Source organism: Streptomyces sp. NPDC023481, from assembly GCF_055560195.1.
In genome coordinates, this window is the sequence record NZ_JBVHJE010000022.1 from 70,250 (window position 1) to 94,007 (window position 23,758).

Sequence of the window (23,758 nt, forward strand, 5' to 3'; positions counted from 1 at the left end):
CACCCCTGGGGGCCCTCACTCTCAGGAGCGGCGCTCCTGCTTCTGCTTGCACTCCACGCACAGGGTGGCCCGCGGGAAGGCCTGCATGCGGGCCTTGCCGATGGGGTTTCCGCAGTTCTCGCACAGGCCGTAGGTGCCCGCGTCCAGCCGTTCCAGGGCGCGCTCGGTCTGGGTCAGCATCTCGCGCGCGTTGGCGGCCAGCGCCAGCTCGTGCTCGCGCGTGATGTTCTTGGTGCCGGTGTCGGCCTGGTCGTCGCCCGCGCCGTCCCCGGAGTCCCGCATCAGCCCGACCAGGGACGCCTCGGACGAGCGGATCTCCTCCTGCAGCCGGGTCATCTCGGACTCCAGCTCCGCGCGGGCCTCGGCGACCTCCTCCGGGGTCCAGGGGTCCTCCCCGGGGCGTACCGCCAGCTCGCCGGGCTCCGCCGCGGAGACGCGTGCCTTGGGAACGGCGGTCTGTGCCGCCGTGGCCGTGCCAGGAGTCTTCTTCGCAACCACTGTCGTGGCTCCCGTCTGCTCGGCGGCCCGCGCCGCACCCGCTTTCTTGGCCGTACTGCTGGTCCTGGCCGCCGCCCGCCCCACGGCAGCCTTGTGCGCGGCGGCCTTCTTCGCGCCCGTTCCCTCGCCACCGGCCTCCTCGGCTGCGGCCTCCTTGGCGGCGGCCCGCTTGCCGGCGACTGTCCTGGCACCGGCCGCCTGCTCGGCGGAGGCCGTTTCGGCGCCGACCGCCTTGGCGGCAGCCCGTTTGGCGCCGGTCTTCTTGGCACCGGCCTCCTCAGTGTCAGCCCGCTCGACGCCGGCCGCCTTGGCGCTGGGCCTCTTGACGCCTGCCTGCTCGACGCCGGCCCCCTTGGCGGCAGCCTCGCCGGCGGCAGCCTTTCCGGCGCCGCTCTCCTTGCCGGCCGTCCCCTCGACCGCCGTCTCCCGGGCGGCCGCCTTCTTCGCGGCCGCCGTCGTGACGACCGCCTTCTTCGTGGGCGTCTTCTTCACCCCGGCCTTCGCGGCGGCGGTCTTCTTCCTCGCCGCCGCGTCCTTGCCGGCCGCGGTCCTCTTGGCGGAGGCCTCCTCAGCGGCCGGCTTCTTCGAAACCGCGTTCCTGGCGACCGCCTTCTTCGGGCCCCTCTTGCCCGCAGCCGTCTCCTTGGCAGCCGTGCCCGTAGCGGCCGCCTTGCCGGCCACCGACTTCCTGGCCACGGGCTCCGCGGCGACCGCCCCCGCGGCCACCGCGCTCGGAGCCGTCTTCCTGGCAACCGCCCTCGTAGCGCCCGACTCGTCGGCCACCGACCCCTTGCTCGCCTGCTTCCCGGCGACAGCTCCCGCAGGGGCCGTCCCGGCAGCCGCCGTCCTCGCACCGGCCCTCTTCCCGGCAGCCCGCTTCTCGGCCACAGGTTCCGCGGCCGTCTGTTTGGTGGCAGGCCTCGCGCCGGTCTTCCCGGTCGCCGGCTGCTGTACGGCGGTCTTTTTCGCCACCATGGCCGCGGCCCCTTCACATATTGTGATCTTGCTCGCGAATCGTGCTGGGACGATAAATCGACTTGAGTCCCGCGGCAACGGGGCACACCGCCCGATTCGCCCGCCCGCACCCCCCGAGCCACGGGCCTGCATCCGTTGTGCCCCGCTCCCCGCCGGGTAATCCGCCGGCCGCGCCCCGCGCGGACCCGCGCACCCGCCCCCTCGCCATTCGGGTCACCGAACCCCCGTGCACCGGGACCGCCCCACCACCCGGAAAACCCTGTCGGCCGATGTCCGTGCGGCGCCGTACACTGGGCGGAGCGAGAAGCGTGGATGGGGACGAGTAGCGGCGTACGCAGCCCAGAGCGACCCGGGGACGGTGTGAGCCCGGGGGCGAGCGCGACGTGAAGATCACCCCGGAGCCGCCGGAGGAACGCCCGCGAGGGTCAGTAGAACCGGCTTCGCGACCCCAATGAGGGGGCTCACCGGCGCGTAGGGCGCGGCGGCGGGCCAAGGAGGGTGGTACCGCGGGAGCGCGCCGCACACGGCGTAGACGGATTCGAAGGCTCTCGTCCCTCCGACGGAAGGCAGCAAGTCCGTTGGAGGATGCTCGCAGATGACAGCGCCGACGTACCGCCAGGTGCCCGCACAGGTCGACCTGCCCGCTCTTGAGCACGCCGTGCTCGACTTCTGGCGCGAGCAGAAGATCTTCGCCAAGAGCCTGGAGCAGTCCGAGGGCCGCCCCGAGTGGGTGTTCTACGAGGGCCCGCCCACCGCCAACGGCATGCCCGGCGCCCACCACATCGAGGCCCGCGTCTTCAAGGACGTCTTCCCCCGCTTCCGCACCATGCGGGGCTACCACGTGGCCCGCAAGGCCGGCTGGGACTGCCACGGCCTCCCCGTCGAGCTGGCCGTCGAGAAGGAGCTGGGTTTCTCCGGCAAGAAGGACATCGAGGCGTACGGCATCGCCGAGTTCAACGACAGGTGCCGGGAGTCCGTGCTCCGCCACACCGACGCCTTCGCCGACCTGACGACCCGGATGGGCTACTGGGTCGACCTGGACGACGCCTACGTCACGATGGACCCCGAGTACATCGAGTCGGTCTGGTGGTCGCTCAAGGAGATCTTCGGCAAGGGGCTCCTCGTCCAGGACCACCGCGTCGCCCCCTGGTGCCCGCGCTGCGGCACCGGCCTGTCCGACCACGAGCTGGCGCAGGGCTACGAGACGGTCGTGGACCCGTCGGTGTACGTCCGCTTCCCGCTCACCTCCGGTCCCCTCGCCGGCCAGGCCTCGCTCCTGGTGTGGACGACGACCCCCTGGACCCTGGTGTCCAACACGGCGGTCGCCGCGCACCCCGAGGTCCGCTACGTCGTGGCGACCGACGGCGAGGAGAGGCTCGTCGTCGCCGAGCCGCTCGTCGCCAAGGCGCTCGGCGAGGGCTGGGAGACCACGGGCGAGACCTTCACCGGCGCCGAGATGGAGCGCTGGACCTACCAACGCCCCTTCGAGCTGGTCGAGTTCCCCGAGCCGGCGCACTTCGTGGTGAACGCCGACTACGTCACCACCGAGGACGGCACGGGTCTGGTCCACCAGTCCCCCGCCTTCGGTGAGGACGACCTCAAGGTGTGCCGCTCCTACGGCCTGCCGGTGGTGAACCCGGTCCGCCCGGACGGCACCTTCGAGGAGGACGTCCCCCTGGTAGGCGGCGTCTTCTTCAAGAAGGCGGATGAAGTGCTGACCGCCGACCTCCAGCAGCGCGGCCTCCTCTTCAAGCACCTGCCGTACGAGCACAGCTACCCGCACTGCTGGCGCTGCCACACCGCGCTGCTCTACTACGCGCAGCCCTCCTGGTACATCCGCACGACGGCGATCAAGGACCGCCTCATCCAGGAGAACGAGAAGACGAACTGGTTCCCGGAGACGGTCAAGCACGGCCGCTTCGGCGACTGGCTGAACAACAACATCGACTGGGCGCTGTCCCGCAACCGCTACTGGGGCACCCCGCTGCCGATCTGGCGCTGCGAGGACGACCACCTCACCTGCGTCGGCTCCCGCGCGGAGCTGACCGGGCTGACCGGCACCGACCAGTCGGCCCTGGACCCGCACCGCCCGTACATCGACGAGGTCACCTTCGCCTGCCCGCACGAGGGCTGCGGGAAGACGGCCACGCGCGTGCCGGAGGTCATCGACGCCTGGTACGACTCGGGTTCGATGCCGTTCGCGCAGTGGGGCTACCCGTACAAGAACAAGGAGCTGTTCGAGAGCCGGTACCCGGCGCAGTTCATCTCCGAGGCGATCGACCAGACCCGCGGCTGGTTCTACACGCTGATGGCCGTCGGCACGCTGGTCTTCGACAGGTCGTCGTACGAGAACGTCGTGTGCCTGGGCCACATCCTCGCCGAGGACGGCCGCAAGATGTCCAAGCACCTGGGGAACATCCTGCAGCCGATCCCGCTCATGGACCAGCACGGCGCGGACGCGGTGCGCTGGTTCATGGCGGCCGGCGGCTCCCCGTGGGCCGCGCGCCGGGTCGGTCACGGCACCATCCAGGAGGTGGTCCGCAAGACCCTGCTGACGTACTGGAACACGGTCGCCTTCCAGGCCCTGTACGCGCGGACGTCCCAGTGGGCGCCGTCCGCCGCGGACCCGGCCCCGGCCGACCGCCCGGTGCTGGACCGCTGGCTGCTGTCCGAGCTGCACGCGCTGACCGACCAGGTGACCCAGGCGCTGGAGGCGTACGACACCCAGCGCGCCGGCAAGCTGCTGTCCGCGTTCGTGGACGACCTGTCGAACTGGTACGTCCGCCGTTCGCGCCGCCGCTTCTGGCAGGGCGACAAGGCCGCGCTGCGCACGCTGCACGAGGTGCTGGAGACGGTCACCAGGCTGATGGCGCCGATCACCCCGTTCATCACCGAGCGGGTGTGGCAGGACCTGGTCGTTCCGGTCGACCCGGGCGCGCCGGAGTCCGTGCACCTGGCCGGCTGGCCGGAGGCGGACCTGTCGGCGATCGACCCGGAGCTGTCCCGGCAGATGGTCCTGGTCCGCCGGCTGGTGGAGCTGGGCCGTGCCACGCGCGCGGAGTCGGGCGTCAAGACCCGTCAGCCGCTGTCCCGGGCACTGGTCGCGGCGGCCGGTTTCGACTCCCTGGACCCGGAGCTGCACACGCAGATCACCGAGGAGCTGAACGTCGAGGGGCTGGCGTCCCTCAGCGAGGTCGGCGGCAGCCTGGTCGACACGACCGCGAAGGCCAACTTCCGCGCCCTGGGCAAGCGGTTCGGCAAGCGGGTGCAGGACGTGGCGAAGGCGATCGCCGCCGCCGAAGCGGCCGCGCTGTCCCTCGCCCTGCGCGAGGGCACGGCCTCGGTGGACCTCGACGGGGAGACGGTCACGCTCGCCCCGGACGAGGTGATCATCACGGAAACCCCGCGCGAGGGCTGGTCGGTGGCCTCCGACTCCGGTGCCACGGTCGCCCTGGACCTGGAGATCACCGAGGAGCTGCGGCAGGCGGGCCTGGCCCGTGACGCGATCCGGCTGATCCAGGAGGCCCGCAAGAACAGCGGCCTGGACGTGGCCGACCGGATCGCGCTGCGCTGGACGTCGACCGACCCGGCGGTGATCGCCGCACTGGCCGAGCACAGCGAGCTGATCGCCGACGAGGTCCTGGCCACGGACTTCGGGCAGGGCGAGGGCGACGACGGCTTCGGCGAGGCGTTCGCCGACGAGGGCCTTTCCCTCACCTTCCGGCTGCGTAAGGCGTAGGCGCCGAACGGTTCACCGGTTGGCGAAGGGCCCGGTCTCCTGGGGAGGCCGGGCCCTTTCTCCGCTCCTGTGCCGCCGCGCGTGCAACCCGCGTAAAAAGGGCGGGCCCCCCGTGACCGAAGTCCGGGGGGCCCGCCCTGGGGACGCTGCCGACGCCGTGGTCGTACTGGTCTCAGCAGCCCGTCAGTTGTCGTCCTCGTCGATCAGGAACCCGCGCATCGGCGAGGGAGCCTGGCCCATCGGGGACGGACCCTGCGGGCGGACCGGAGCCATGGGCTGGGTCATGGCCGGGGTCATCTGCTGCTGACCGCCGTAGGACGGCGCGGACGGAGCGGGCGAACCGCCCATCGTCTGGTTGCCGCCGTAGGACGGGGCGCTCGCGCCGGCCGGGGCCATGGAGGGCGCCGGGGACGGCGGCAGCGACGCGGTGGCCGGGGTGCGCGGCGGGGCCAGGGAGTCGTCGGCCTGGGTTTCCAGCTGGCGCAGCTGGGACTCCAGGTACGACTTCAGCCGCGTGCGGTACTCGCGCTCGAAGCCGCGCAGGTCCTCGACCTTGCGCTCCAGCGTGGCGCGCGCGGACTCCAGGGAGCCCATGGCGACGCGGTGCTTCTCCTGCGCGTCCCGCTCCAGGGCGTCGGCCTTGGCACGGGCGTCACGCTCCAGACCCTCGGCGCGGCTGCGGGCCTCGCCGACGATCTTGTTGGCCTCGGAACGGGCCTCGGCGATCGCCTGGTCGGCGGTCTGCTGGGCCAGCGAGAGGACACGGGCGGCGCTGTCGCCACCGGGGCCCTGACCGGGGCCGCCCATCGGACCGCCCATGGGGCCGCCCATCGGACCACCCATCTGCTGCTGCATGGGCGGCTGACCCATCGGGCCCTGACCCATCGGACCCTGGCCCATCGGGCCGGGACCCTGCGGGCCGCCCTGACCGCCGGGGCCGGCGGGCAGCTGCGGGGCACCGCTCGGCAGCTGGGGCGGGCCACCCATGGGGCCGCCCATCTGCTGCTGCGGCGGGCCCGATATGCCGGCGGGCACCGGCTGGCCGGGACCTCGCATGCCCTGCTGCTGGGGATGCTGCTGTTCCTGCTCCGGGGGCTTGCGCATGTTCTGCTGGTTCTGCGCGGCGGCGCGCGTCGCGGCGGCCAGCTTGGCGCGCAGGTCCTCGTTCTCGCGGAGCAGACGGGTCAGTTCGGCTTCGACCTCGTCGAGGAAGGCATCGACCTCGTCCTCGTCATAGCCTTCTCGGAGGCGGACGGTCGTGAACTGCTTGTTCCGCACGTCCTCGGGGGTCAACGGCATCTCTTCACCTCAACGTAGTCATCGGCAGTCGGCAAGACCGGATCGTCCCCACCCTCATCTCACGAAGCTCCCGGCGACGGAGATGAGAATGTAGACGATGATCATCAGTACGAAGAAGGACAGGTCGAGCGCCACGCCCCCGAGACGCAGCGGCGGAATGAACCGCCGCAGAAGCTTCAGCGGTGGATCGGTGACAGTGTAGGTGGCCTCCAGTACGACCACCATCGCCTTGCCGGGTTGCCATGAGCGGGCGAACTGGAAGACGTAGTCCATGACCAGCCGAAAGATGAGCACGACGAGGAACACCATCAGCGCGATGTAGATCACCTGCGCGAACACGCTCATGGCCTGTGGTTCCCTCTCCCCTGTTCCGTGCTCTTCCGTGCTTCGATCCGGTCCTGCGTCTCAGCTCTGGTTGAAGAACCCGCCCTCTGCGATGCGGGCCTTGTCCTCCGCCGTGACATCGACGTTAGCAGGAGACAACAGGAACACCTTCTGCGTCACCCGCTCGATGCTGCCGTGAAGACCAAACACCAAACCGGCCGCAAAGTCGACAAGTCGCTTCGCGTCTGTGTCATCCATCTCAGTCAGATTCATGATCACCGGGGTGCCCTCACGGAAGTGTTCCCCGATGGTACGGGCCTCGTTGTAGGTCCGGGGGTGAAGCGTGGTGATCCGGTAAGGCTCTCGTTCGGACACGACCTTGGGCATGATCACCGGTGCGTTCTTCTCCAGGGACTGACGTTCTTGTGTGATGGATGCCACGGGCGCGATGCGCGCCGGACGTCCGGATTCCGCGGCGAGCGAAGTGGAACGGGCCACCGGTTCGCGGGGCGCGGGCGGTTGCACGATTCGCACCTCTTCGTCCCTTTGGGACTGATGCGCGCCGTGCGACTGGTGTGACGCTTCGTGCCGTCGATGGTCCCGCTCGGGCTCCGGGTCCAACTCGGGCTCGAAGTCGTCGTCGGGGTCGAAACCGCGGCCGTCGTACCCATCGTCCTCCACGAGGCCGAGGTAGACCGCCATCTTGCGCATCGCGCCGGCCATGCTCTGAGTCCTCCGCTCTGTGGTGGATCGACTGACGACTGCCAAGTGCCCGCGATCCACGTGGTCCTTGCGCCCGCCTTGGCGCGCATTGACCATATTTTCTGCTGTGGTCCGACTTCCTGGCGACGTTACCCGAGCCTGGGGCGGACTCCGAGTACCGCGGTGCCGACGCGCACATGTGTCGCCCCGGCCGCCACGGCCTGTTCGAGGTCCGCGCTCATCCCTGCCGACACCATGGTTGCAGCCGGATGAGCTCGGCGCAGGTCAGTCGACAAATCCATGAGGCGCTCGAACGCCGCCTGTTCGCGCCCCGCGTACTCCCCGGTGAGCGGAGCGACGGTCATCAGCCCGTCGAGCCGCAGCCCGGGCGCGCCGGCGACGAGGTCGGCCAACTCTTCGATTCCGCCGGGTGCCACGCCACCGCGCTCGCCCCGGCCGCTCGCGCCTGCGTCGAGCGCGACCTGGATGAGGCACCCGACCTCGCGCCCGGCCCGGACGGCCTCCTTCGACAGCGCCGTGACGAGCCGGGAACGGTCGACGGACTGCACGACATCGGCGTAACCGACCACGGAACGGACCTTGTTGGTCTGCAACTGACCCACGAAGTGCCAGGTGAGGGGCAGATCCGCGCAGGCGGCGGCCTTCGGGGCCGCGTCCTGGTCGCGGTTCTCGGCGACATGGCGCACGCCGAGCCCGGACAGCGTCCGCACATCGCTCGCGGGGTAGGTCTTGGTGACCACGATCAGGGTCACCTCCTCCCGCGCGCGCCCGGCCGCCGTGCACGCGGCGGCGATGCGCTCCTCCACTTTCGCCAGGTTCGCGGCGAGTTCGGTCTTACGGTCCGTCATGCCCCATCAGTCCAGCCACACATAGCTCGCGAGCCGCCCGGTGGCGCGGTCGCGGCGGTACGAGAAGTGGTCGCCCGACTCCAGCGTGCACACCGGCGACTGCGCCCGGTCGCACACCCCGAGCCGGTCGAGCTGCGCGTGCACGCCGGCGCTCACGTCGACCGCCGGCGTGCCCCAGCTCGTTTCGGCGTGCGCCGCCGGTTCGACGGCGGCCACCTCGGCGCGCATCGCCTCCGGCACCTCGTAGCACCGGCCGCAGACGGCCGGTCCGGTGCGGGCGACGATCCGCTCCGGTGCGGCGCCGAGCGAGACCATGGCCCGTACGGCTGCGGGGACGACGCCCCCGACCATGCCGGGCCGGCCCGCGTGGGCCGCGGCGGCGACCCCGGCGACGGGGTCGGCCAGCAGCACCGGAACGCAGTCGGCGGTGAGGACGGCGAGGGCGAGTCCGCGCCGGGCGGTGACGAGCGCGTCGACCTCCGGTACCGGCCGGTCCCCCCACGGCTCGTCCACCACGGCGACGTCGGCGCCGTGCACCTGGTTCATCCAGACGACGAGTCCGGGGTCCAGGCCGAGCGACTTGGCCGCCAGCTCCCGGTTGCCGCGTACCGCCTCGGGCGCGTCGCCGACCGCGCCGCCGAGGTTCAGCTCCTCATACGGAGCGGCGCTCACCCCGCCCCACCGGTCGGTGAAGGCGAAGTGCGCGCCGCTCACGCTCTCGCGCTGTCCTATCACTTGAGGAAGTCCGGGACGTCCAGTTCCTCGGCCGCGCTGTCCGAGTAGGGGGGACGCGGCGCCGGCGTGACCGGCGGGGCGAGGGGGATGTCGGCCACCGGCTCGGGCGCCGGCTCGGGCTCCTCCTTCGGCTTGACGCTGCCCAGCGAGCCGAAGGACGGACGGCTGGGCTCGCTCGGCCGGGCCGGGGCGGGCTCCTCGCGGCGGGCGGGGGCCGAGCCGGAGGCCGAGCCGAGGACGTTGTCCCGGCGGGCCGGCGGCTGGCCGCCGTCGAAGCCGGCCGCGATCACGGTGACCCGGACCTCGTCGCCGAGGGCGTCGTCGATGACCGCGCCGAAGATGATGTTGGCCTCGGGGTGGGCGGCCTCGCTGACCAGCTGGGCGGCCTCGTTGATCTCGAACAGGCCGAGGTCGGAGCCGCCGGAGATGGAAAGCAGCACGCCCCGGGCGCCGTCGATGGACGCCTCCAGCAGCGGCGAGGAGATCGCCATCTCGGCCGCGGCCACCGCGCGGTCGTCGCCGCGGGCCGAGCCGATGCCCATGAGGGCCGAACCGGCCTCGGACATGACCGACTTGACGTCGGCGAAGTCGAGGTTGATCAGACCGGGGGTGGTGATGAGGTCGGTGATGCCCTGGACACCGGAGAGCAGGACCTGGTCCGCGGACTTGAAGGCGTCCAGGACCGAGACCTGGCGGTCCGAGATGGACAGGAGCCGGTCGTTGGGGATCACGATGAGGGTGTCGACCTCTTCGCGCAGTTCGGCGATGCCGTCCTCGGCCTGGTTCGCGCGCCGCCGTCCCTCGAAGGTGAACGGGCGCGTGACCACGCCGATGGTGAGCGCGCCGAGCGAGCGCGCGATGTTGGCCACGACGGGTGCGCCGCCGGTGCCCGTGCCGCCGCCTTCACCGGCCGTCACGAAGACCATGTCGGCCCCCTTGAGGACCTCCTCGATCTCCTCGCGGTGGTCCTCGGCGGCCTTGCGGCCGACGGCCGGGTTGGCTCCGGCGCCGAGTCCGCGGGTGAGTTCGCGGCCGACGTCGAGCTTGACGTCGGCGTCGCTCATCAACAGCGCCTGTGCGTCGGTGTTGATGGCGATGAACTCGACGCCCTTGAGACCGACCTCGATCATCCGGTTGATGGCATTGACACCACCGCCGCCGACACCGATGACCTTGATGACTGCGAGGTAGTTCTGCGGTGCTGCCACGTCGAAGGCCTCTCGCCTCGAATTACGTTGTCGCCGCCGGGCGGTGCCCCGCGCCGGGACGACGGATGCCGAATGGGACGGTCCGTAGCGCCGACCCGAACCCTAACCCTGAAGTTTAGGGTTACCAGTGTGTCTGTTCCCTGGAGTCTTCTGAACAGGACACTAAGTCGACAAGTGGCGCCCGTTCAACGAACACGCCGAACCTCCCGTTTTTCTTTTCACCCTATGTGATCAGCCGTAGCAGTGCCCAACCAGGGTGCTGGCCTGCGCTGATGTGCGTCAACTCCCCGATGACGCAGGGGCGGTGGGAGCACTGACATCGAAGTGCCGCGCGCCGGGAGCTGCTTTCATGAGTGCCGTGAGGGCCCGTGCCTTGGCGCGGCCGCTCTCGCCGCTGCCCCAGGTCACCGTGCGGCCGTCGGCCAACTCCAGCGAGATGGCGTCGAAGGAGTGGACCTGGACGGCCCGGGTGGCCCGCGACACGGCCCCGGGCAGGTCACCGGCGACCCGGACGGCCTCGCGCACCAGCCGCGCGGTACCGAAACGCCGGAAGCTCGCGGCGCCCGGGCCCGTGCGGGACGCGGACAATTCCAGCATCGGAACGCCATTCGGTGCCTGCGAAACCGTAGCGAAACGGACACCCTCGTCATCGACTTCGACGAAGTTCCCGCCCTTTCGGACAAGCAGAACCGGAGTGCGCTCGACCACTTTCAGGCCGATTCCGTGGGGCCAGGAACGAACCACATCTACGGTGTCAATTCGGGGCAATTTCTGGCGAAGTCGGGCCTCGATCCGGGCCGTGTCGACGGAAATCATCGGGTCCCCGACCGGCACGGCCGCCACCGACCGGACCTCGGAGGGGGTCAGGACGCGCGTGCCGGACACCGAGACGTGCTCGACGCGCAGCCACTTCGAGCCGTACAACGCCCAGGCGCCGCCGGCTCCCAGGAGCACGAGGACGGCGACCAGGACGACGATCGCCCGGAGGCGCGGATTCCTGAGCCCCCTCACGAGCGGCGGGCCGGACGACTCCTGCTGGCGTTCACCGCGCTCGGCGGTCGTCGGTCCGGCCACGCTCACTGCCCTTTCGTCATACGGTCCTATCGGCGCGAGGCGATCGCCTCGTACACCATGCCGACGAGCAGGTCGTCGGCGTCCCGGCGGCCGAACTCGCTTGCCGCGCGGGACATCTCGTACAGCCGGTGCGGGTCGGCGAGCACGGGCAGCACGTTCTGCTGCACCCACTCGGGCGTCAGTTCCGCGTCGTCGACGAGGAGTCCGCCGCCGGCCTTGACCACCGGCTGGGCGTTGAGCCGCTGTTCGCCGTTGCCGATGGGCAGCGGGACGTAGGCGGCCGGGAGCCCGACGGCGGAGAGTTCGGCGACGGTCATCGCGCCCGCGCGGCAGAGCATCATGTCGGCCGCGGCGTACGCGAGGTCCATCCGGTCCAGGTAACTTACCGGGATGTAGGGGGGCATCCCCGGCATCTGCTGCACCTGCGGCAGTTCGTTCTTCGGGCCGACCGCGTGCAGGATCTGGATACCGGCCTGCTGGAGCCACGGAGCGACCTGCTGGACCACCTCGTTCAGCCGCCGGGCGCCCTGCGAGCCGCCGGAGACGAGCAGCGTGGGCAGGTTCGGGTCGAGGCCGAAGCGGTGGCGGGCCTCGGGACGCACGGCGGCGCGGTCCAGCGTGGCGATGGAGCGGCGCAGCGGGATGCCGATGTAACGGGCGTCACGCAGCTTGCTGTCCGGGGTGGAGACGGCGACCCGGGCCGCGTACCGCGAGCCGATCTTGTTGGCCAGGCCCGGGCGGGCGTTGGCCTCGTGGATCACGATGGGCACGCCGAGGCGCTTGGCGGCCAGGTAGCCGGGCAACGCCACGTAGCCGCCGAAGCCGACCACGCAGTCCGCCTTGGTGCGCTCCAGGATCTGCTCGGCGGCCTTGATCGTGCCGCGCAGCCGGCCCGGGACGGTGATCAGCTCGGGGGTGGGCTTGCGCGGCAGCGGCACTGCCGGGATCAGCGCCAGCTCGTAGCCGCGCTCCGGGACGAGCCGGGTCTCCAGGCCGCGTTCCGTGCCCAGGGCCGTGATCCCCACGGTGGGGTCCTGCCTGCGCAGGGCGTCCGCGAGGGCGAGCGCGGGCTCGATGTGGCCGGCGGTCCCCCCACCGGCGAGTACGACATGCACCGAAATTCACCGCTCTCCGGACGAACGCGCCGCCGAGGCACGCCGTCGCATCGTGTTCCATCTCCGAGGAGCCCCGGCCGGCCGTTTGCCGGGCGTCCGGTCTCCCGCCCGCTTTCTACCAAAGCGAGGTTGCCGCATCGCAAGCGCCGCCCGCGCAGCGGGCTCGTCGCGCGCGAAGGCGATCAGCAGCCCGATGGCGAACATGGTCGGCAGCAGGGCGGACCCTCCGTAGGAGAACAGCGGGAGCGGGACGCCGGCGATCGGCAGCAGGCCGAGCACCGCACCGATGTTGATCACCGCCTGGGCGGTGATCCAGGTGGTCACGCCTCCCGCGGCATACCTCACGAAGGGGTCCTCCGTGCGTCCGGCCACGCGGATACCCGCATAGCCTAGAGCCGCGAACAGGGCGAGCACCGACAGCGTCCCCGCCAGACCCAGTTCCTCACCGGTGACGGCGAAGATGAAGTCGGTGTGGGCTTCCGGGAGTTGGCCCCATTTTTCCACACTCGCGCCGAGTCCGGAGCCGAAGAGTCCGCCGGAGGCCAGGGCGTAGATCCCGTGCACCGCCTGCCAGCAGTCGGCGACCCCGGTCTTCGGCTCGGTGGCGCCGATGCAGGCGAGGCGGGCCATCCGGTTGGGGCTGGTCTTGATCAGGGTCACACCGATCAGCGCGGCGACGGACAGCACGCCCGCGAAGAGCCGGGTCGGCGCGCCGGCGAGCCAGAGCAGGCCGAACAGGATCGCCGTGAGGATGATCGCGGTGCCCATGTCACCGCCGAGCATGATCAGCCCGAGCAGCAGGAAGGCGACCGGCACCAGCGGCACCAGCATGTGCTTCCACTGGGTCAGCAGCTTCCGCTCCTGTTTGCGGGCGATCAGGTCCGCGCCCCACAGCACCAGGGCCAGCTTGCCGAACTCGCTGGGCTGGATCTGGAAGGAGCCGCCGAGGGAGATCCAGTTCTGGTTGCCGTTGACCGCCATCCCTATCCCGGGGATCTGCACCAGGATCATCAGGAAGACGGCGCCGGCGAGGATCGGGTAGGCCAGTGCCCGGTGCAGCTTCACCGGCATGCGGGAGGCGGCGAACAGCAGCGCGCCGCCGATGAGCGCGGCGAGGGCCTGCTTGCGGAAGAAGTACGACCCGGGCAGCGACAGCTGCAGCGCGGTGATCTGGGAGGCGGAGTAGACCATCACGAGACCGAGCACGGTGATCAGCACACTGCCGCCGACGATCAGGTAGTAGGCGGTCAGCGGCCGGTCCCAGGCCCTGCGCGCGCGCGTGAGGAGCCCTTGCACGGGGTTCTCGCGCGGGGGCCGGGGAACGGCGGGACGCGGGCGCCGGGACGCCCGCTGCACGGGCGGCTTTCCGGTACGGCTACTGGGCATCGGCGCCTCCGTTGCACGTCGACCGTCCCACGCGTCCCTCCGAAGGTCCGCCCGGCAGGCGGCCGGGGTCAGGCGTCGAGTTCGCGGACCGCCGCCGCGAACGCGTCACCGCGCTGGTTGTAGTTGGTGAACATGTCCATGGAGGCGCACGCCGGGGCCAGCAGCACCGTGTCGCCGGGCCGAGCCAGCCGCTTCGCTTCCGTCACCGCCTGGAGCATCGCCCCAGTGTCGGTCCGGTCGAGGTCGACCACGGGTACTTCCGGGGCGTGTCGCGCGAGGGCCTCACGGATCAGGGCACGATCGGCGCCGATCAGGACGGCACCGCGCAGCCGCTTCGCCGACCGGGCGACCAGCTCGTCGAAGGTCGCGCCCTTCGCCAGACCGCCCGCAATCCATACGATCGGTTCATATGCCGCCAAAGAGGCTTCCGCGGCATGGGTGTTCGTCGCCTTGGAGTCGTCCACGTACGCGACGCCGTCGATGTCGGCGACGTGCGCGATGCGGTGGGCGTCCGGGCGGAAGGCCCGCAGACCGTCCCGTACGGCCCGGGCGGGCACCCCGAAGGCGCGCGCGAGGGCCGCGGCGGCGAGGGCGTTGGCGATGTTGTGCGGGGCCGGCGGGTGGACGTCGGAGACCTCGGCCAGCTCCTGGGCGTTCTTGTGCCGGTCGGCCACGAAGGCGCGGTCGACCAGGATGCCCTCCACGACGCCGAGTTGGGAGGGGCCGGGCGTGCCCAGCGTGAACCCGACGGCCCGGCAGCCCTCTTCGACGTCGGCCTCGCGGACGAGGTCCTCGGTGGCCTTGTCGGCGACGTTGTAGACGCAGGCGACCTTGTTGCCCTCGTAGATGCGGCCCTTGTCGCGCGCGTAGGCCTCCATGGAGCCGTGCCAGTCCAGGTGGTCCGGCGCGAGGTTGAGGACCACCGCGGAGTGCGCCCGCAGGGAGGGCGCCCAGTGGAGCTGGTAGCTGGACAGCTCGACGGCGAGGACGTCGTAGCGCTCCTCGCCGAGGACGGTGTCCAGCAGGGAGACGCCGATGTTGCCGACGGCGGCCGTGCGCAGGCCCGCGGCCCGAAGGATGGAGGCGAGCATCTGGACGGTCGTGGTCTTGCCGTTGGTGCCCGTCACGGCCAGCCAGGGGGCCGCGTCGGGGCCGCGCAGCCGCCAGGCCAGCTCCACGTCGCCCCAGACCGGCACGCCGGCCCGCTCGGCGGCGCGGAACAGCGGCTTGTCGGGCTGCCAGCCGGGCGCGGTGACGATCAGCTCGGTGCCCTCCGGGAGGGTCGCTCCGTCGCCGAGGCGCACGGTGACGCCGAGCGCCTCCAGCTCCGCGGCCTGCTCCCGCGCGCGTGCGTCGTCGCCGTCGTTGACGACCGTGACGAGCGCCCCGCGCGCGTGCAGCACCTTCGCCGCCGGGACGCCGGAGACGCCGAGCCCGGCGACGGTGATGCGCTTGCCCTGGAATTCCGAAGGCACCGAGGAGGTCACTTGTCCGCTGCCCATCCCGCGTAGAAGAGGCCGAGTCCGACGATCACACAGATTCCCTGGATGATCCAGAAGCGGACCACGACCAGGACCTCGGACCAGCCCTTGAGTTCGAAGTGGTGCTGGAGCGGTGCCATCCGGAAGACGCGCTTGCCGGTGAGCCGGAAGGAGCCGACCTGGATGACGACCGACATGGTGATGAGGACGAACAGGCCGCCCATGATGGCCACCAGCAGCTCCGTGCGGGAGAGGATGGCCAGGCCCGTGAGGACACCGCCGAGGGCGAGCGAACCGGTGTCGCCCATGAAGATCTTCGCCGGCGAGGTGTTCCACCACAGGAAGCCCAGGCAGGCGCCCATCAGCGCGGAGGCGACCACGGCCAGGTCCAGCGGGTCGCGCACCTCGTAGCAGGCGCCCGGGTTGGTCAGGGTGCCCGCGTTGGCGCAGGACTCCTGGAACTGCCAGACCCCGATGAAGGTGTAGGCACCGAAGACGAGCACGGAGGCGCCGGTGGCCAGGCCGTCCAGGCCGTCGGTGAGGTTCACGCCGTTCGACATCGCGAGGATCATGAACAGCGCCCAGACCACGAACAGCACCGGGCCGATCGACCAGCCGAAGTCCGTGATGAACGACAGCTTCGTGGACGCCGGGGTGTTGCCGCGGGCGTCGGAGAACTGCAGCGACAGCACCGCGAAGGCGATGCCGACGATCAGCTGGCCGGCCATCTTCGCCTTGGCCCGCAGACCCAGCGACCGCCGCTTGACGATCTTGATGTAGTCGTCCAGGAAGCCGACCAGACCCATGCCGACCATCAGGCCGAGCACCAGCAGCCCGGAGAACGTCGGCGGCTTGCCGGTGATGACCTTGCTGAGGAAGTAGGCGGCGACCGTCGCCAGGATGAAGGCGATGCCACCCATGGTCGGCGTACCGCGCTTGCTGGCGTGCTCGCGCGGGCCGTCGTCACGGATGTACTGGCCGTAGCCCTTGCGGGCCAGAAGCTTGATCAGCAGCGGGGTGCCGACCAGCGTCAGGAAGAGGCCAATGACTCCCGAGAACAGGATCTGGTTCATCATCGGGCGGCGACCTCGCCCTCGGCACCGGTCTCCAGGAGCGCCTGGGCGACGCCTTCGAGACCCACCGACCGGGACGCCTTCACGAGTACGACGTCCCCCGGGCGCAACTCGCTGCGCAACAGGTCGATCGCCGCCTGTGCGTCGGACACGTGCACCGACTCCTCACCCCACGAACCCTCGTTATATGCGCCCAGTTGCAGCCAGGAGGCCTCAATCCCCCCGACGGCGACGAGCTTGCTGACGTTGAGCCGGACGGCGAGCCGTCCGACGGCGTCGTGCTCGGCGAGCGCCTCGTCCCCCAGCTCGGCCATCTTGCCGAGCACCGCCCACGTGCGGCGCCCCTTGCCCATGGCCGCGAGCGCCCTGAGGGCGGCCCGCATGGACTCGGGGTTGGCGTTGTAGGCGTCGTTGACGATGGTCACGCCGTCCGGGCGCTCGGTGACCTCCATGCGCCAGCGGGAGAGGGAGCCCGCCTCGGAGAGCGCGATGGCGATCTCTTCCGCGGACATGCCCAGCTCATGGGCGACGGCGGCCGCGGCGAGCGCGTTCGACACGTGGTGCTCACCGTACAGGCGCATGGTCACATCGCTTGCACCGGAGGGTGTGTGAAGCGTGAAGGCGGGCTGTCCGCTGTCCGTGAGTCGTACATTCTCGGCGCGTACGTCCGCTTCGGCCGACTCTCCGAAAAGGACCACCTTCGCCTTGGTACGGGCGGCCATGGCCTTCACCAGCGGGTCGTCGGCGTTGAGGATCGCCGCCCCGTCCTCCGGCAGGGCCTCCACGAGTTCGCCCTTGGCCTGGGCGATCTGCTCGCGGCCGCCGAACTCGCCGATGTGGGCGCTGCCGACGTTGAGCACCAGGCCGATCCTCGGCGGGGTGAGACCGGCGAGGTAGCGGATGTGCCCGATGCCGCGGGCGCCCATCTCCAGCACGAGGAACCTGGTCTCCTCGGTGGCGGACAGGGCGGTCAGCGGCAGCCCGATCTCGTTGTTGAGCGAGCCGGGCGTGAACACGGTCGGCGCCTTGCGGCCGAGCACCTGGGCGATGAGGTCCTTGGTGCTGGTCTTGCCGGCCGAGCCGGTCAGGGCGACGAGGGTCGCGCCGAGCCGGCGTACGACGTGCCGGGCGAGGGCGCCGAGGGCCGTCTGCACGTCCGCCACGACGATCGCGGGCACGCCGACCGGCCGGGACGCCAGCACGGCGGCCGCGCCGGCCGCGACGACCTGCGCCGCGTAGTCGTGGCCGTCCACGCGCTCGCCGACGAAGGCGGCGAACAGGCTGCCGGGCACCACCTCACGGGAGTCCCGGACGACCGGTCCCGTCACCTGTACGGACGGATCCGGTATGTCGTGCGTCTGCCCGCCGACGACTTCTGCGATCTCGGCGAGGGAGAGGGCGATCACAAGTTCATCCCTGGGTCTTCTGGATAGCTTCGCGAAGCACCTGGCGGTCGTCGAAGGGACGGATCACGCCGGCGATGTCCTGGCCCTGCTCGTGGCCCTTGCCCGCGACCAGCACGGTGTCGCCGGCCTGGGCGCGGCCCACGGCGGCGGCGATGGCGGCGGCCCGCTCCTCGAACAGCAGCACCTCGCCGCGCTCGTGCGCGGGCACGGAGGCCGCGCCCTGGAGCATGGTCGCGAGGATCGCGAGGGGGTCCTCGGAGCGGGGGTTGTCGGAGGTCAGTACGGCCGTGTCGGCGAGCCGGGCCACGGCGGCGCCCATCGGGACGCGCTTGGTCTCGTCGCGGTCGCCGCCGCAGCCGAGGACGACGTGCAGCCGGCCCTTGGTGACCTTGCGCAGCGCCTTGAGCACCGACTCGACGGCGTCGGTCTTGTGGGCGTAGTCGACGACCGCGAGGTAGGGCTGCCCGGCGTCGACGCGCTCCAGGCGGCCCGGGACGCCCGGGACGGCGGCGACGCCGTCGGCGGCTGTCTGCGGGTCGACTCCGGCCGCGGCGAGGGCGACGACGGCGGCGAGGGTGTTCGCCACGTTGAACGGGCCCGGCAGCGGCGATGTGGCGTGCACGCGCTCGCCGTTCGGGCCGAGCACGGTGAACGTCGAGTCGAGGGGGCCGATCTCGACGTCCTCGGCGCGCCAGTCGGCGTCGGGGTGGCCCTCGGCGGAGAACGTGACGACCGGGACGGTCGCCTCCCGGGCGAGCCGGCGGCCGTACTCGTCGTCGGCGTTGACCACACCGAGCCTGCTGCGTTCCGGCGTGAAGAGCTGCGCCTTGGCCTGGAAGTAGTCCTCCATGCCGGAGTGGAACTCCATGTGCTCCGGGCTGAGGTTGGTGAAGACGGCGACGTCGAAGACGCAGGCGTCGACCCGGCCGAGGACCAGGGCGTGGCTGGAGACCTCCATGGCGACCGCCTCGACGCCCTCTTCGCGCATGACGGCGAACAGGGCCTGGAGGTCGGTGGCTTCGGGGGTGGTGCGCTCGGACTTGATGCGCTCCTCGCCGATGCGGATCTCGACGGTGCCGATGAGACCGGTCGAACGGGCGGTCTTCAGGCCGCCTTCCACCAGGTAGGCGGTGGTGGTCTTGCCAGAGGTGCCGGTGATGCCGATCTGCAGCAGGTCGCGGCCCGGGTGGTGGTAGATGGTGGCCGCCAGCTCCCCCATCCGGCCGCGCGGGTCCTCGACCACCAGGACGGGCAGCCCGCCGGCGGCGGCGCGCTCGGCGCCCGTGGGGTCGGTGAGCACGGCGGCGGCGCCCAGGCTCGCGGCCTGGGTGACGAAGTCCGCGCCGTGCAGCCGGGCGCCCGGGAGGGCGGCGTACAGGTCGCCGGGGCGGACGGCGCGCGAGTCGTGGGTGATACCCGTGATCTCGGCGGTGGCATCCGGCGCGGTGACACCCAGCTGGTCGGCGAGCTCCGCGAGCGGGGTGGCGGGGAGCCGCGTCGGCCGGGGCAGTCCCGGGTATGTCACGGGTTGGCCCTTCCGGGTGGTTTGGGACTGATCAGCGTGTGGCACGGCGGTGAGCGTACCGGGCGCACCCGCTCCGGAGCGAAGTGAGGGGCCTGCGGCCCCGGGGTCCCCGGCGTCGGGGGTGATCGTTGTCACGAGCTCGTTCCTGGTGTTTCCGTGCTGATCAGGGGGGTGCTGATCAGGGTTTGTACTCGACGGGCAGGTTGGCGGGCCGCGCCCCGGTCGGCGGCACCTGGAGGGTCTTCAGGGCGAACTCCATCACCTGCTTGTAGATGGGACCGCAGATCTGGCCACCGAAGTAGCTGCCGGAGGTGGCGTTCTGGATGGCGCAGTAGACGGTGATCCGCGGGTTGTCGGCGGGCGCGAAGCCGGCGAACGACGAGGTGTAGCCGCGGTAGCGGCCGGTGGCCGGATCCACGCGGTTCGCCGTGCCGGTCTTGCCCGCGACCCGGTACCCGGGGATGCGGGCCTTCACGCCGGTGCCCTGCTCGTCGTCGACGACGGACTCCAGCATCTGGGCGATGCTCTTGGCGGTCCTGGCGCTGACGACCCGGCTCTGCCGGGGCTTGGGCGCCGGGGTGAAGCGGCCGTCGGCGCCCTTGGTGCCGCGCACCAGGGTCGGTACGACGCGGACACCGCCGTTGGCGATGGTCGAGTACACGGACGCGGCCTGCATGGCGTTGATGGAGAAGCCCTGGCCGAAAGGGATCGTGAACTGCTGCGAGGTGGACCACTTCTGCGGTGGCGCGAGGATGCCGGGGGTCTCGCCGGGGAAGCCGAGGCCGGTGTAGCCGCCGATGCCGAACTTGCGCAGGTAGCTGTAGAGGACCTTGTTGGCGGCGGGCTGGCTCTTGCCGAGTTCGCCGGTGGCCAGGATGGTGCCGATGTTGCTGGACTTGGCGAGCACGCCGTTGAGCGTGAGGTACCAGGTGGCGTGGTCGATGTCGTCCTGGAAGAGCCGGTCCCCGCGGTGCAGCCGGTTGGGGACGACGACGTGGGTGAGCGGGGTCGCCACGTTCTGCTCCAGCACGGCCGCCATGGACATCACCTTGGCGGTGGAGCCGGGCTCGTAGGCGTCCTGGAGGGCCGCGTTGCCCATGGCGTCGCCGTCGGCCTTGGCCAGGTCGTTCGGGTCGAAGCCGGGCGAGTTGGCCATGGCGAGGATCTGGCCGGTGCGGGTGTCCTGGACGATGACGTAGCCGCGGTCCGCCCGGGACTTGCGCACCTGCTCGGTGATGGCGTTCTGCGCGGCCCACTGGATGTCGCGGTCGATGGTCAGCTCGACGTCGGCGCCGGGCACCGCGGGCGTCTCGGTGGACCCGGCCGTGGGCACCTCGCGCCCGCCGGCCTGGGCGTAGCGGACCTTGCCGTCCTTGCCGGACAGCTGCTTGTCCAGTTGCTGCTCGATGCCGCCGCCGCCCCTGCCGTCGGCGTTGACCCAGCCCAGTATCCCGGCGGCCAGGTCGCGGTTGGGGTACACGCGCTGGCTGCTGGGGTCGGCGAAGACGCCGGCCAGCACGTTGACGGTGGTGTGGTCGGTCCCGGACTTGTTGGCGAGCGCGGTCTTCAGGTCCTTGATCTGCTTCCAGACCTGCGGTGTCTGCCGGGTGGCGAGCCGGGTGTAGCGCGAGTTCGGGTTCGCCGGCCGCAGCTTCCTGACGAGCGCGGCCTGGTCCTGGCCGAGGATCGGGGCGAGCAGCGCGGCGGCCTTCTCGGGGCCGTCGGCGATCTTCAGCTGCTTGGGGGCGAACATCGTCGGGTCGGCGGTGATGTCGTACGCGTCCTCGCTGACGGCCAGCGCGACGCCGTTGCGGTCGGTGATCTCGCCGCGCTCGGCGGCCAGCGTGTGCACCACGTACCGGTTCTGCTCGGCGCGGGCCGCGTAGGCGCTCGCGTCGACGGCCTGGACCTGGAGCAGCCGTACGACGAAGGCCAGCAGCACCAGCGTCAGGGCGAGGCTGACCAGGCGCAGCCGGGGCCGGGGGCTGCCGAGCCTGAGGGGGCGCGAGACCGGGGGCCGGGCCCCACCGGGCCGTCGGACCGGCCGGGCACCGGGCCCGGCGCCCCGCGGCCGCGGAGGCTTGGCGGGCCCGGGCACCCGGCGACGCGGCGCTTGCCTGTCGGACACTTCCGTCACCTGCCGGGGGTCGAGGTCGGGAGGGGCTGGGGGGCCGAGCACACCACGGGCGCGACGGAACGGGCGGCACCGCTCGCGGCGTCGTGGAGCGCGTCTGCCGGTTCGGGCGCCCGGCGGGCGGGCCCGCCGCCATGGCACCCCACCGGGGCACCGGAACGGGCCGCACGACACACCGGTGCCGGCCGCCCCGGGCGCGCTCCGCACGCGCCCGCGCGGAGCGCACCCGCGGATCCGGGCGCCCGGCGGCGCGGTGCTTGGCTGTCGGACACGTCCGTCACCTGCCGGGGGTCGGGGTCGGGAGGGGCGGCGCCGGGAGGACGGGGCCCGTGGGAGCGCCCGGGGGCAGGGGCGGCTCGGTGGGCGCCCCCGGAGCGGCGGAGACGGCGTCGGCCGGGGCGGCGGGCAGGACGGGGGGCGTGGACAGCACGTCGGCCGGGGTGGGGACGGCGGCGGCCGGGGGGATCGCGCCGGGGGGTGCCGGGGCGGTGAGGGCGGCGGGCTCGGCCGCGGTGCCGGGGACGCCCTTGACGGTGCCGTCGGGGCCGAGGAAGGCCGGGTCGCCGCCGGGGACCATGCCGAGTTCGCGGGCGCGGCGCTGCAGGGCGTCGGGGGCCGAGAAGGCGTCGATGTCCCGCTGGAGGGCCTGTTCCTGGTCGGTGAGGTTCTTCGTCTGCCGCTGCAGGTCGGCCAGCGCGAACGAGCCTTCGCTCAGTGCCGAGTTCAGCACCAGCAGCCCGATCAGGCCACCGCCGAGCAGCACGACGACGAGCAGGACGAACGGGGTGCGCGCCGCCTGGGCGCGGCCGGCCGGGAGGAGCCGGGCGAGCCGGGCGGCCCGCCCCTTCGGTTGGGGTTTCCTGCTCACTGCTCCCCCGGTGCGTGCGGGAAGCCGCCGGCCCGGTGCGCGGCGCCGGCCCTCCGACCCGTGTCGCTCACTCGACGTCCTCCCTGATGCGCTCGGCACCCCGCAGTCTGGCCGGGGCGGCCCTGCGGTTCTCGGCGATCTCTTCCTCGGTGGGAAGTTCGGCACCGCGGGTGAGCAGCTTGAGCCGCGGCTGGTAGCGCTCGGGCACGACGGGCAGCCCGGGCGGCGCGGTGGTGGCGGCCCCGGCCGCGAACACCTGCTTGACGAGCCGGTCCTCGAGCGAGTGGTACGACAGCACGGCGACGCGCCCGCCGACGTCCAGGGCCTTCACCGCGGCCGGGATGGCCCGCTCCAGCACCGACAGTTCGCCGTTGACCTCGATGCGCAGCGCCTGGAACGTGCGCTTGGCCGGGTTGCCGCCGGTGCGCTTGGCGGCCTGCGGCAGCGCGTCCCGGATGAGTTCGACGAGCCGCGCGCTGTTGCCGAACGGCTCCTTCTCCCGCTCCCGGACGATCGCGGCGACGATCCGCTTGGCCTGCTTCTCCTCGCCGTACGCGCGCAGGATCCGCACCAGTTCGCCGGCCGGGTAGGTGTTGAGGACCTCGGCGGCGCTGATCCCTGCCGTCTGGTCCATCCGCATGTCCAGGGGCGCGTCCTGCGCGTAGGCGAAGCCGCGGTCGGCCTCGTCCAGCTGCATGGAGGAGACCCCGAGGTCGAACAGCACGCCCTGCACGCGCGCGGTGCCGAGCCGGTGCAGTACGTCGGGCAGCTCGTCGTACACGGCGTGCACGAGGGTGGCGCGCTCGCCGTAGGGGGCCAGGCGCTCACCGGACAGGCGCAGCGCCTCCTTGTCCCGGTCGAGGCCGATCAGCCGCGCGTCGGGGAACCGGGCGAGCAGTGCCTCGCTGTGCCCGCCGAGACCGAGGGTGCAGTCGACGACCACCGCTCCGGGGCGTTCCAGGGCGGGCGCCAGCAGGTCCAGGCACCGCTGGAGCATCACCGGGACGTGTCGACTCTGGCTCAAGGGGGCCTCTCAGTTCCGGCGGGCCGTACGCACCGTCGGTCCCCCGAGCCGTACGTACGCGCCGCGCGCGCGGGGAGACGGCCCGGGCACGCGCCGGGGTCTCCGGGGGTTTCGTCCGCGGGCAGAGACTCGTCTCCCGCTTCGGCGTCACTTTAGTCCACGCTGTCCGCTGGTCAATCAACCGGCCTGCGCGTCGTGTACCGCGGTACGGCGGGATCCGCAATGCGAACCGCCCTCCCGTTCGGCCCCGCTTCGCCCCCCTGTGGGTTGGCTCACAACGCACCGCGATGACGTTCTTTGTCCGCTCTCACGAGCGGCCGGGC

General features: G+C 71.7%; 18 protein-coding genes. 1 reads left to right on the forward strand and 17 read right to left on the reverse strand.

The genetic code is table 11. The features are described from left to right. Positions 1–21 precede the first annotated feature (21 nt). On the reverse strand, positions 22–1,194 hold the full coding sequence (locus tag ACZ3ZD_RS33470; protein WP_467405896.1) for a TraR/DksA family transcriptional regulator: 1,173 nt from the start codon (positions 1,192–1,194) through the stop codon (positions 22–24). Between the two features lie 874 nt (positions 1,195–2,068). On the opposite strand from ACZ3ZD_RS33470, the gene ileS reads away from it, so the two are divergent. Beyond that, positions 2,069–5,212, forward strand: coding sequence for an isoleucine--tRNA ligase (ileS, locus tag ACZ3ZD_RS33475; RefSeq protein ID WP_467405899.1), 3,144 nt, complete (start codon positions 2,069–2,071; stop codon positions 5,210–5,212). Between the two features lie 183 nt (positions 5,213–5,395). Here ileS and ACZ3ZD_RS33480 read toward each other — a convergent pair whose 3' ends face one another. The 16 genes from ACZ3ZD_RS33480 to rsmH all read right to left on the reverse strand — a co-directional run bounded on the left by ACZ3ZD_RS33480 (position 5,396) and on the right by rsmH (position 23,435). Next, complete coding sequence (locus ACZ3ZD_RS33480; protein WP_467405901.1) at positions 5,396–6,511, reverse strand: DivIVA domain-containing protein; 1,116 nt, start codon at positions 6,509–6,511, stop codon at positions 5,396–5,398. Between the two features lie 54 nt (positions 6,512–6,565). After that, positions 6,566–6,856, reverse strand: a complete 291-nt coding sequence (locus ACZ3ZD_RS33485; RefSeq protein WP_030347861.1) for a YggT family protein — start codon at positions 6,854–6,856, stop codon at positions 6,566–6,568. A 60-nt stretch (positions 6,857–6,916) separates the two neighbouring features. After that, on the reverse strand, positions 6,917–7,558 hold the full coding sequence (locus ACZ3ZD_RS33490) for a cell division protein SepF (RefSeq protein WP_467405904.1): 642 nt from the start codon (positions 7,556–7,558) through the stop codon (positions 6,917–6,919). A gap of 128 nt (positions 7,559–7,686) precedes the next feature. Beyond that, positions 7,687–8,406, reverse strand: coding sequence for a YggS family pyridoxal phosphate-dependent enzyme (locus ACZ3ZD_RS33495; protein WP_467405909.1), 720 nt, complete (start codon positions 8,404–8,406; stop codon positions 7,687–7,689). A gap of 6 nt (positions 8,407–8,412) precedes the next feature. Next, positions 8,413–9,141 (reverse strand): peptidoglycan editing factor PgeF, encoded by a 729-nt coding sequence (gene pgeF / locus ACZ3ZD_RS33500; protein WP_467405912.1) that lies wholly within the window; start codon positions 9,139–9,141, stop codon positions 8,413–8,415. Further along, positions 9,138–10,349: a cell division protein FtsZ gene (ftsZ, locus tag ACZ3ZD_RS33505; RefSeq protein ID WP_467405914.1), complete on the reverse strand. Its 1,212-nt coding sequence runs from the start codon at positions 10,347–10,349 to the stop codon at positions 9,138–9,140. The genes pgeF and ftsZ overlap by 4 nt, the downstream gene beginning before the upstream one ends. A 279-nt stretch (positions 10,350–10,628) precedes the next feature. Then, entirely contained in the window at positions 10,629–11,423 is a 795-nt protein-coding gene (locus ACZ3ZD_RS33510; RefSeq protein ID WP_467405918.1) for a cell division protein FtsQ/DivIB, read from the reverse strand. A 26-nt stretch (positions 11,424–11,449) separates the two neighbouring features. Continuing rightward, on the reverse strand, positions 11,450–12,538 hold the full coding sequence (gene murG / locus ACZ3ZD_RS33515) for an undecaprenyldiphospho-muramoylpentapeptide beta-N-acetylglucosaminyltransferase (RefSeq protein WP_467405922.1): 1,089 nt from the start codon (positions 12,536–12,538) through the stop codon (positions 11,450–11,452). A gap of 6 nt (positions 12,539–12,544) precedes the next feature. After that, complete coding sequence (gene ftsW / locus ACZ3ZD_RS33520; protein ID WP_467405925.1) at positions 12,545–13,924, reverse strand: putative lipid II flippase FtsW; 1,380 nt, start codon at positions 13,922–13,924, stop codon at positions 12,545–12,547. A 68-nt stretch (positions 13,925–13,992) separates the two neighbouring features. Beyond that, positions 13,993–15,426: a UDP-N-acetylmuramoyl-L-alanine--D-glutamate ligase gene (murD, locus tag ACZ3ZD_RS33525; protein WP_467405927.1), complete on the reverse strand. Its 1,434-nt coding sequence runs from the start codon at positions 15,424–15,426 to the stop codon at positions 13,993–13,995. Then, positions 15,408–16,481, reverse strand: coding sequence for a phospho-N-acetylmuramoyl-pentapeptide-transferase (mraY, locus tag ACZ3ZD_RS33530; protein WP_467405931.1), 1,074 nt, complete (start codon positions 16,479–16,481; stop codon positions 15,408–15,410). Before mraY ends, murD begins: the two co-directional genes overlap by 19 nt. Then, the gene (locus tag ACZ3ZD_RS33535; RefSeq protein ID WP_467405935.1) at positions 16,478–17,884 is read right to left on the reverse strand and encodes a UDP-N-acetylmuramoyl-tripeptide--D-alanyl-D-alanine ligase; all 1,407 of its coding nucleotides are present in this window, start codon (positions 17,882–17,884) and stop codon (positions 16,478–16,480) included. The genes mraY and ACZ3ZD_RS33535 overlap by 4 nt, the downstream gene beginning before the upstream one ends. 4 nt (positions 17,885–17,888) lie before the next feature. Beyond that, on the reverse strand, positions 17,889–19,409 hold the full coding sequence (locus ACZ3ZD_RS33540) for a UDP-N-acetylmuramoyl-L-alanyl-D-glutamate--2,6-diaminopimelate ligase (protein ID WP_467405937.1): 1,521 nt from the start codon (positions 19,407–19,409) through the stop codon (positions 17,889–17,891). A gap of 178 nt (positions 19,410–19,587) precedes the next feature. Beyond that, the gene (locus ACZ3ZD_RS33545; RefSeq protein WP_467405940.1) at positions 19,588–21,537 is read right to left on the reverse strand and encodes a peptidoglycan D,D-transpeptidase FtsI family protein; all 1,950 of its coding nucleotides are present in this window, start codon (positions 21,535–21,537) and stop codon (positions 19,588–19,590) included. A gap of 283 nt (positions 21,538–21,820) precedes the next feature. Continuing rightward, on the reverse strand, positions 21,821–22,411 hold the full coding sequence (gene ftsL / locus ACZ3ZD_RS33550) for a cell division protein FtsL (RefSeq protein ID WP_467405943.1): 591 nt from the start codon (positions 22,409–22,411) through the stop codon (positions 21,821–21,823). Positions 22,412–22,478: 67 nt separating this feature from the next. Continuing rightward, positions 22,479–23,435 carry a 16S rRNA (cytosine(1402)-N(4))-methyltransferase RsmH gene (gene rsmH, locus ACZ3ZD_RS33555; RefSeq protein ID WP_467405946.1) on the reverse strand — a complete coding sequence of 319 codons (957 nt, stop codon included), beginning with the start codon at positions 23,433–23,435 and terminating at the stop codon, positions 22,479–22,481. Between the last annotated feature and the right edge of the window lie 323 nt (positions 23,436–23,758).

Excerpts from the sequence above, each read along its gene's own strand:
- ileS (WP_467405899.1), top strand. The coding sequence starts at position 2,069 with ATGACAGCGCCGACGTACCGCCAGGTGCCCGCACAGGTCGACCTGCCC.
- ACZ3ZD_RS33480 (WP_467405901.1), bottom strand. The coding sequence starts at position 6,511 with ATGCCGTTGACCCCCGAGGACGTGCGGAACAAGCAGTTCACGACCGTC.
- ACZ3ZD_RS33485 (WP_030347861.1), bottom strand. The coding sequence starts at position 6,856 with ATGAGCGTGTTCGCGCAGGTGATCTACATCGCGCTGATGGTGTTCCTC.
- ACZ3ZD_RS33490 (WP_467405904.1), bottom strand. The coding sequence starts at position 7,558 with ATGGCCGGCGCGATGCGCAAGATGGCGGTCTACCTCGGCCTCGTGGAG.
- ACZ3ZD_RS33495 (WP_467405909.1), bottom strand. The coding sequence starts at position 8,406 with ATGACGGACCGTAAGACCGAACTCGCCGCGAACCTGGCGAAAGTGGAG.
- ftsW (WP_467405925.1), bottom strand. The coding sequence starts at position 13,924 with ATGCCCAGTAGCCGTACCGGAAAGCCGCCCGTGCAGCGGGCGTCCCGG.
- murD (WP_467405927.1), bottom strand. The coding sequence starts at position 15,426 with ATGGGCAGCGGACAAGTGACCTCCTCGGTGCCTTCGGAATTCCAGGGC.
- mraY (WP_467405931.1), bottom strand. The coding sequence starts at position 16,481 with ATGATGAACCAGATCCTGTTCTCGGGAGTCATTGGCCTCTTCCTGACG.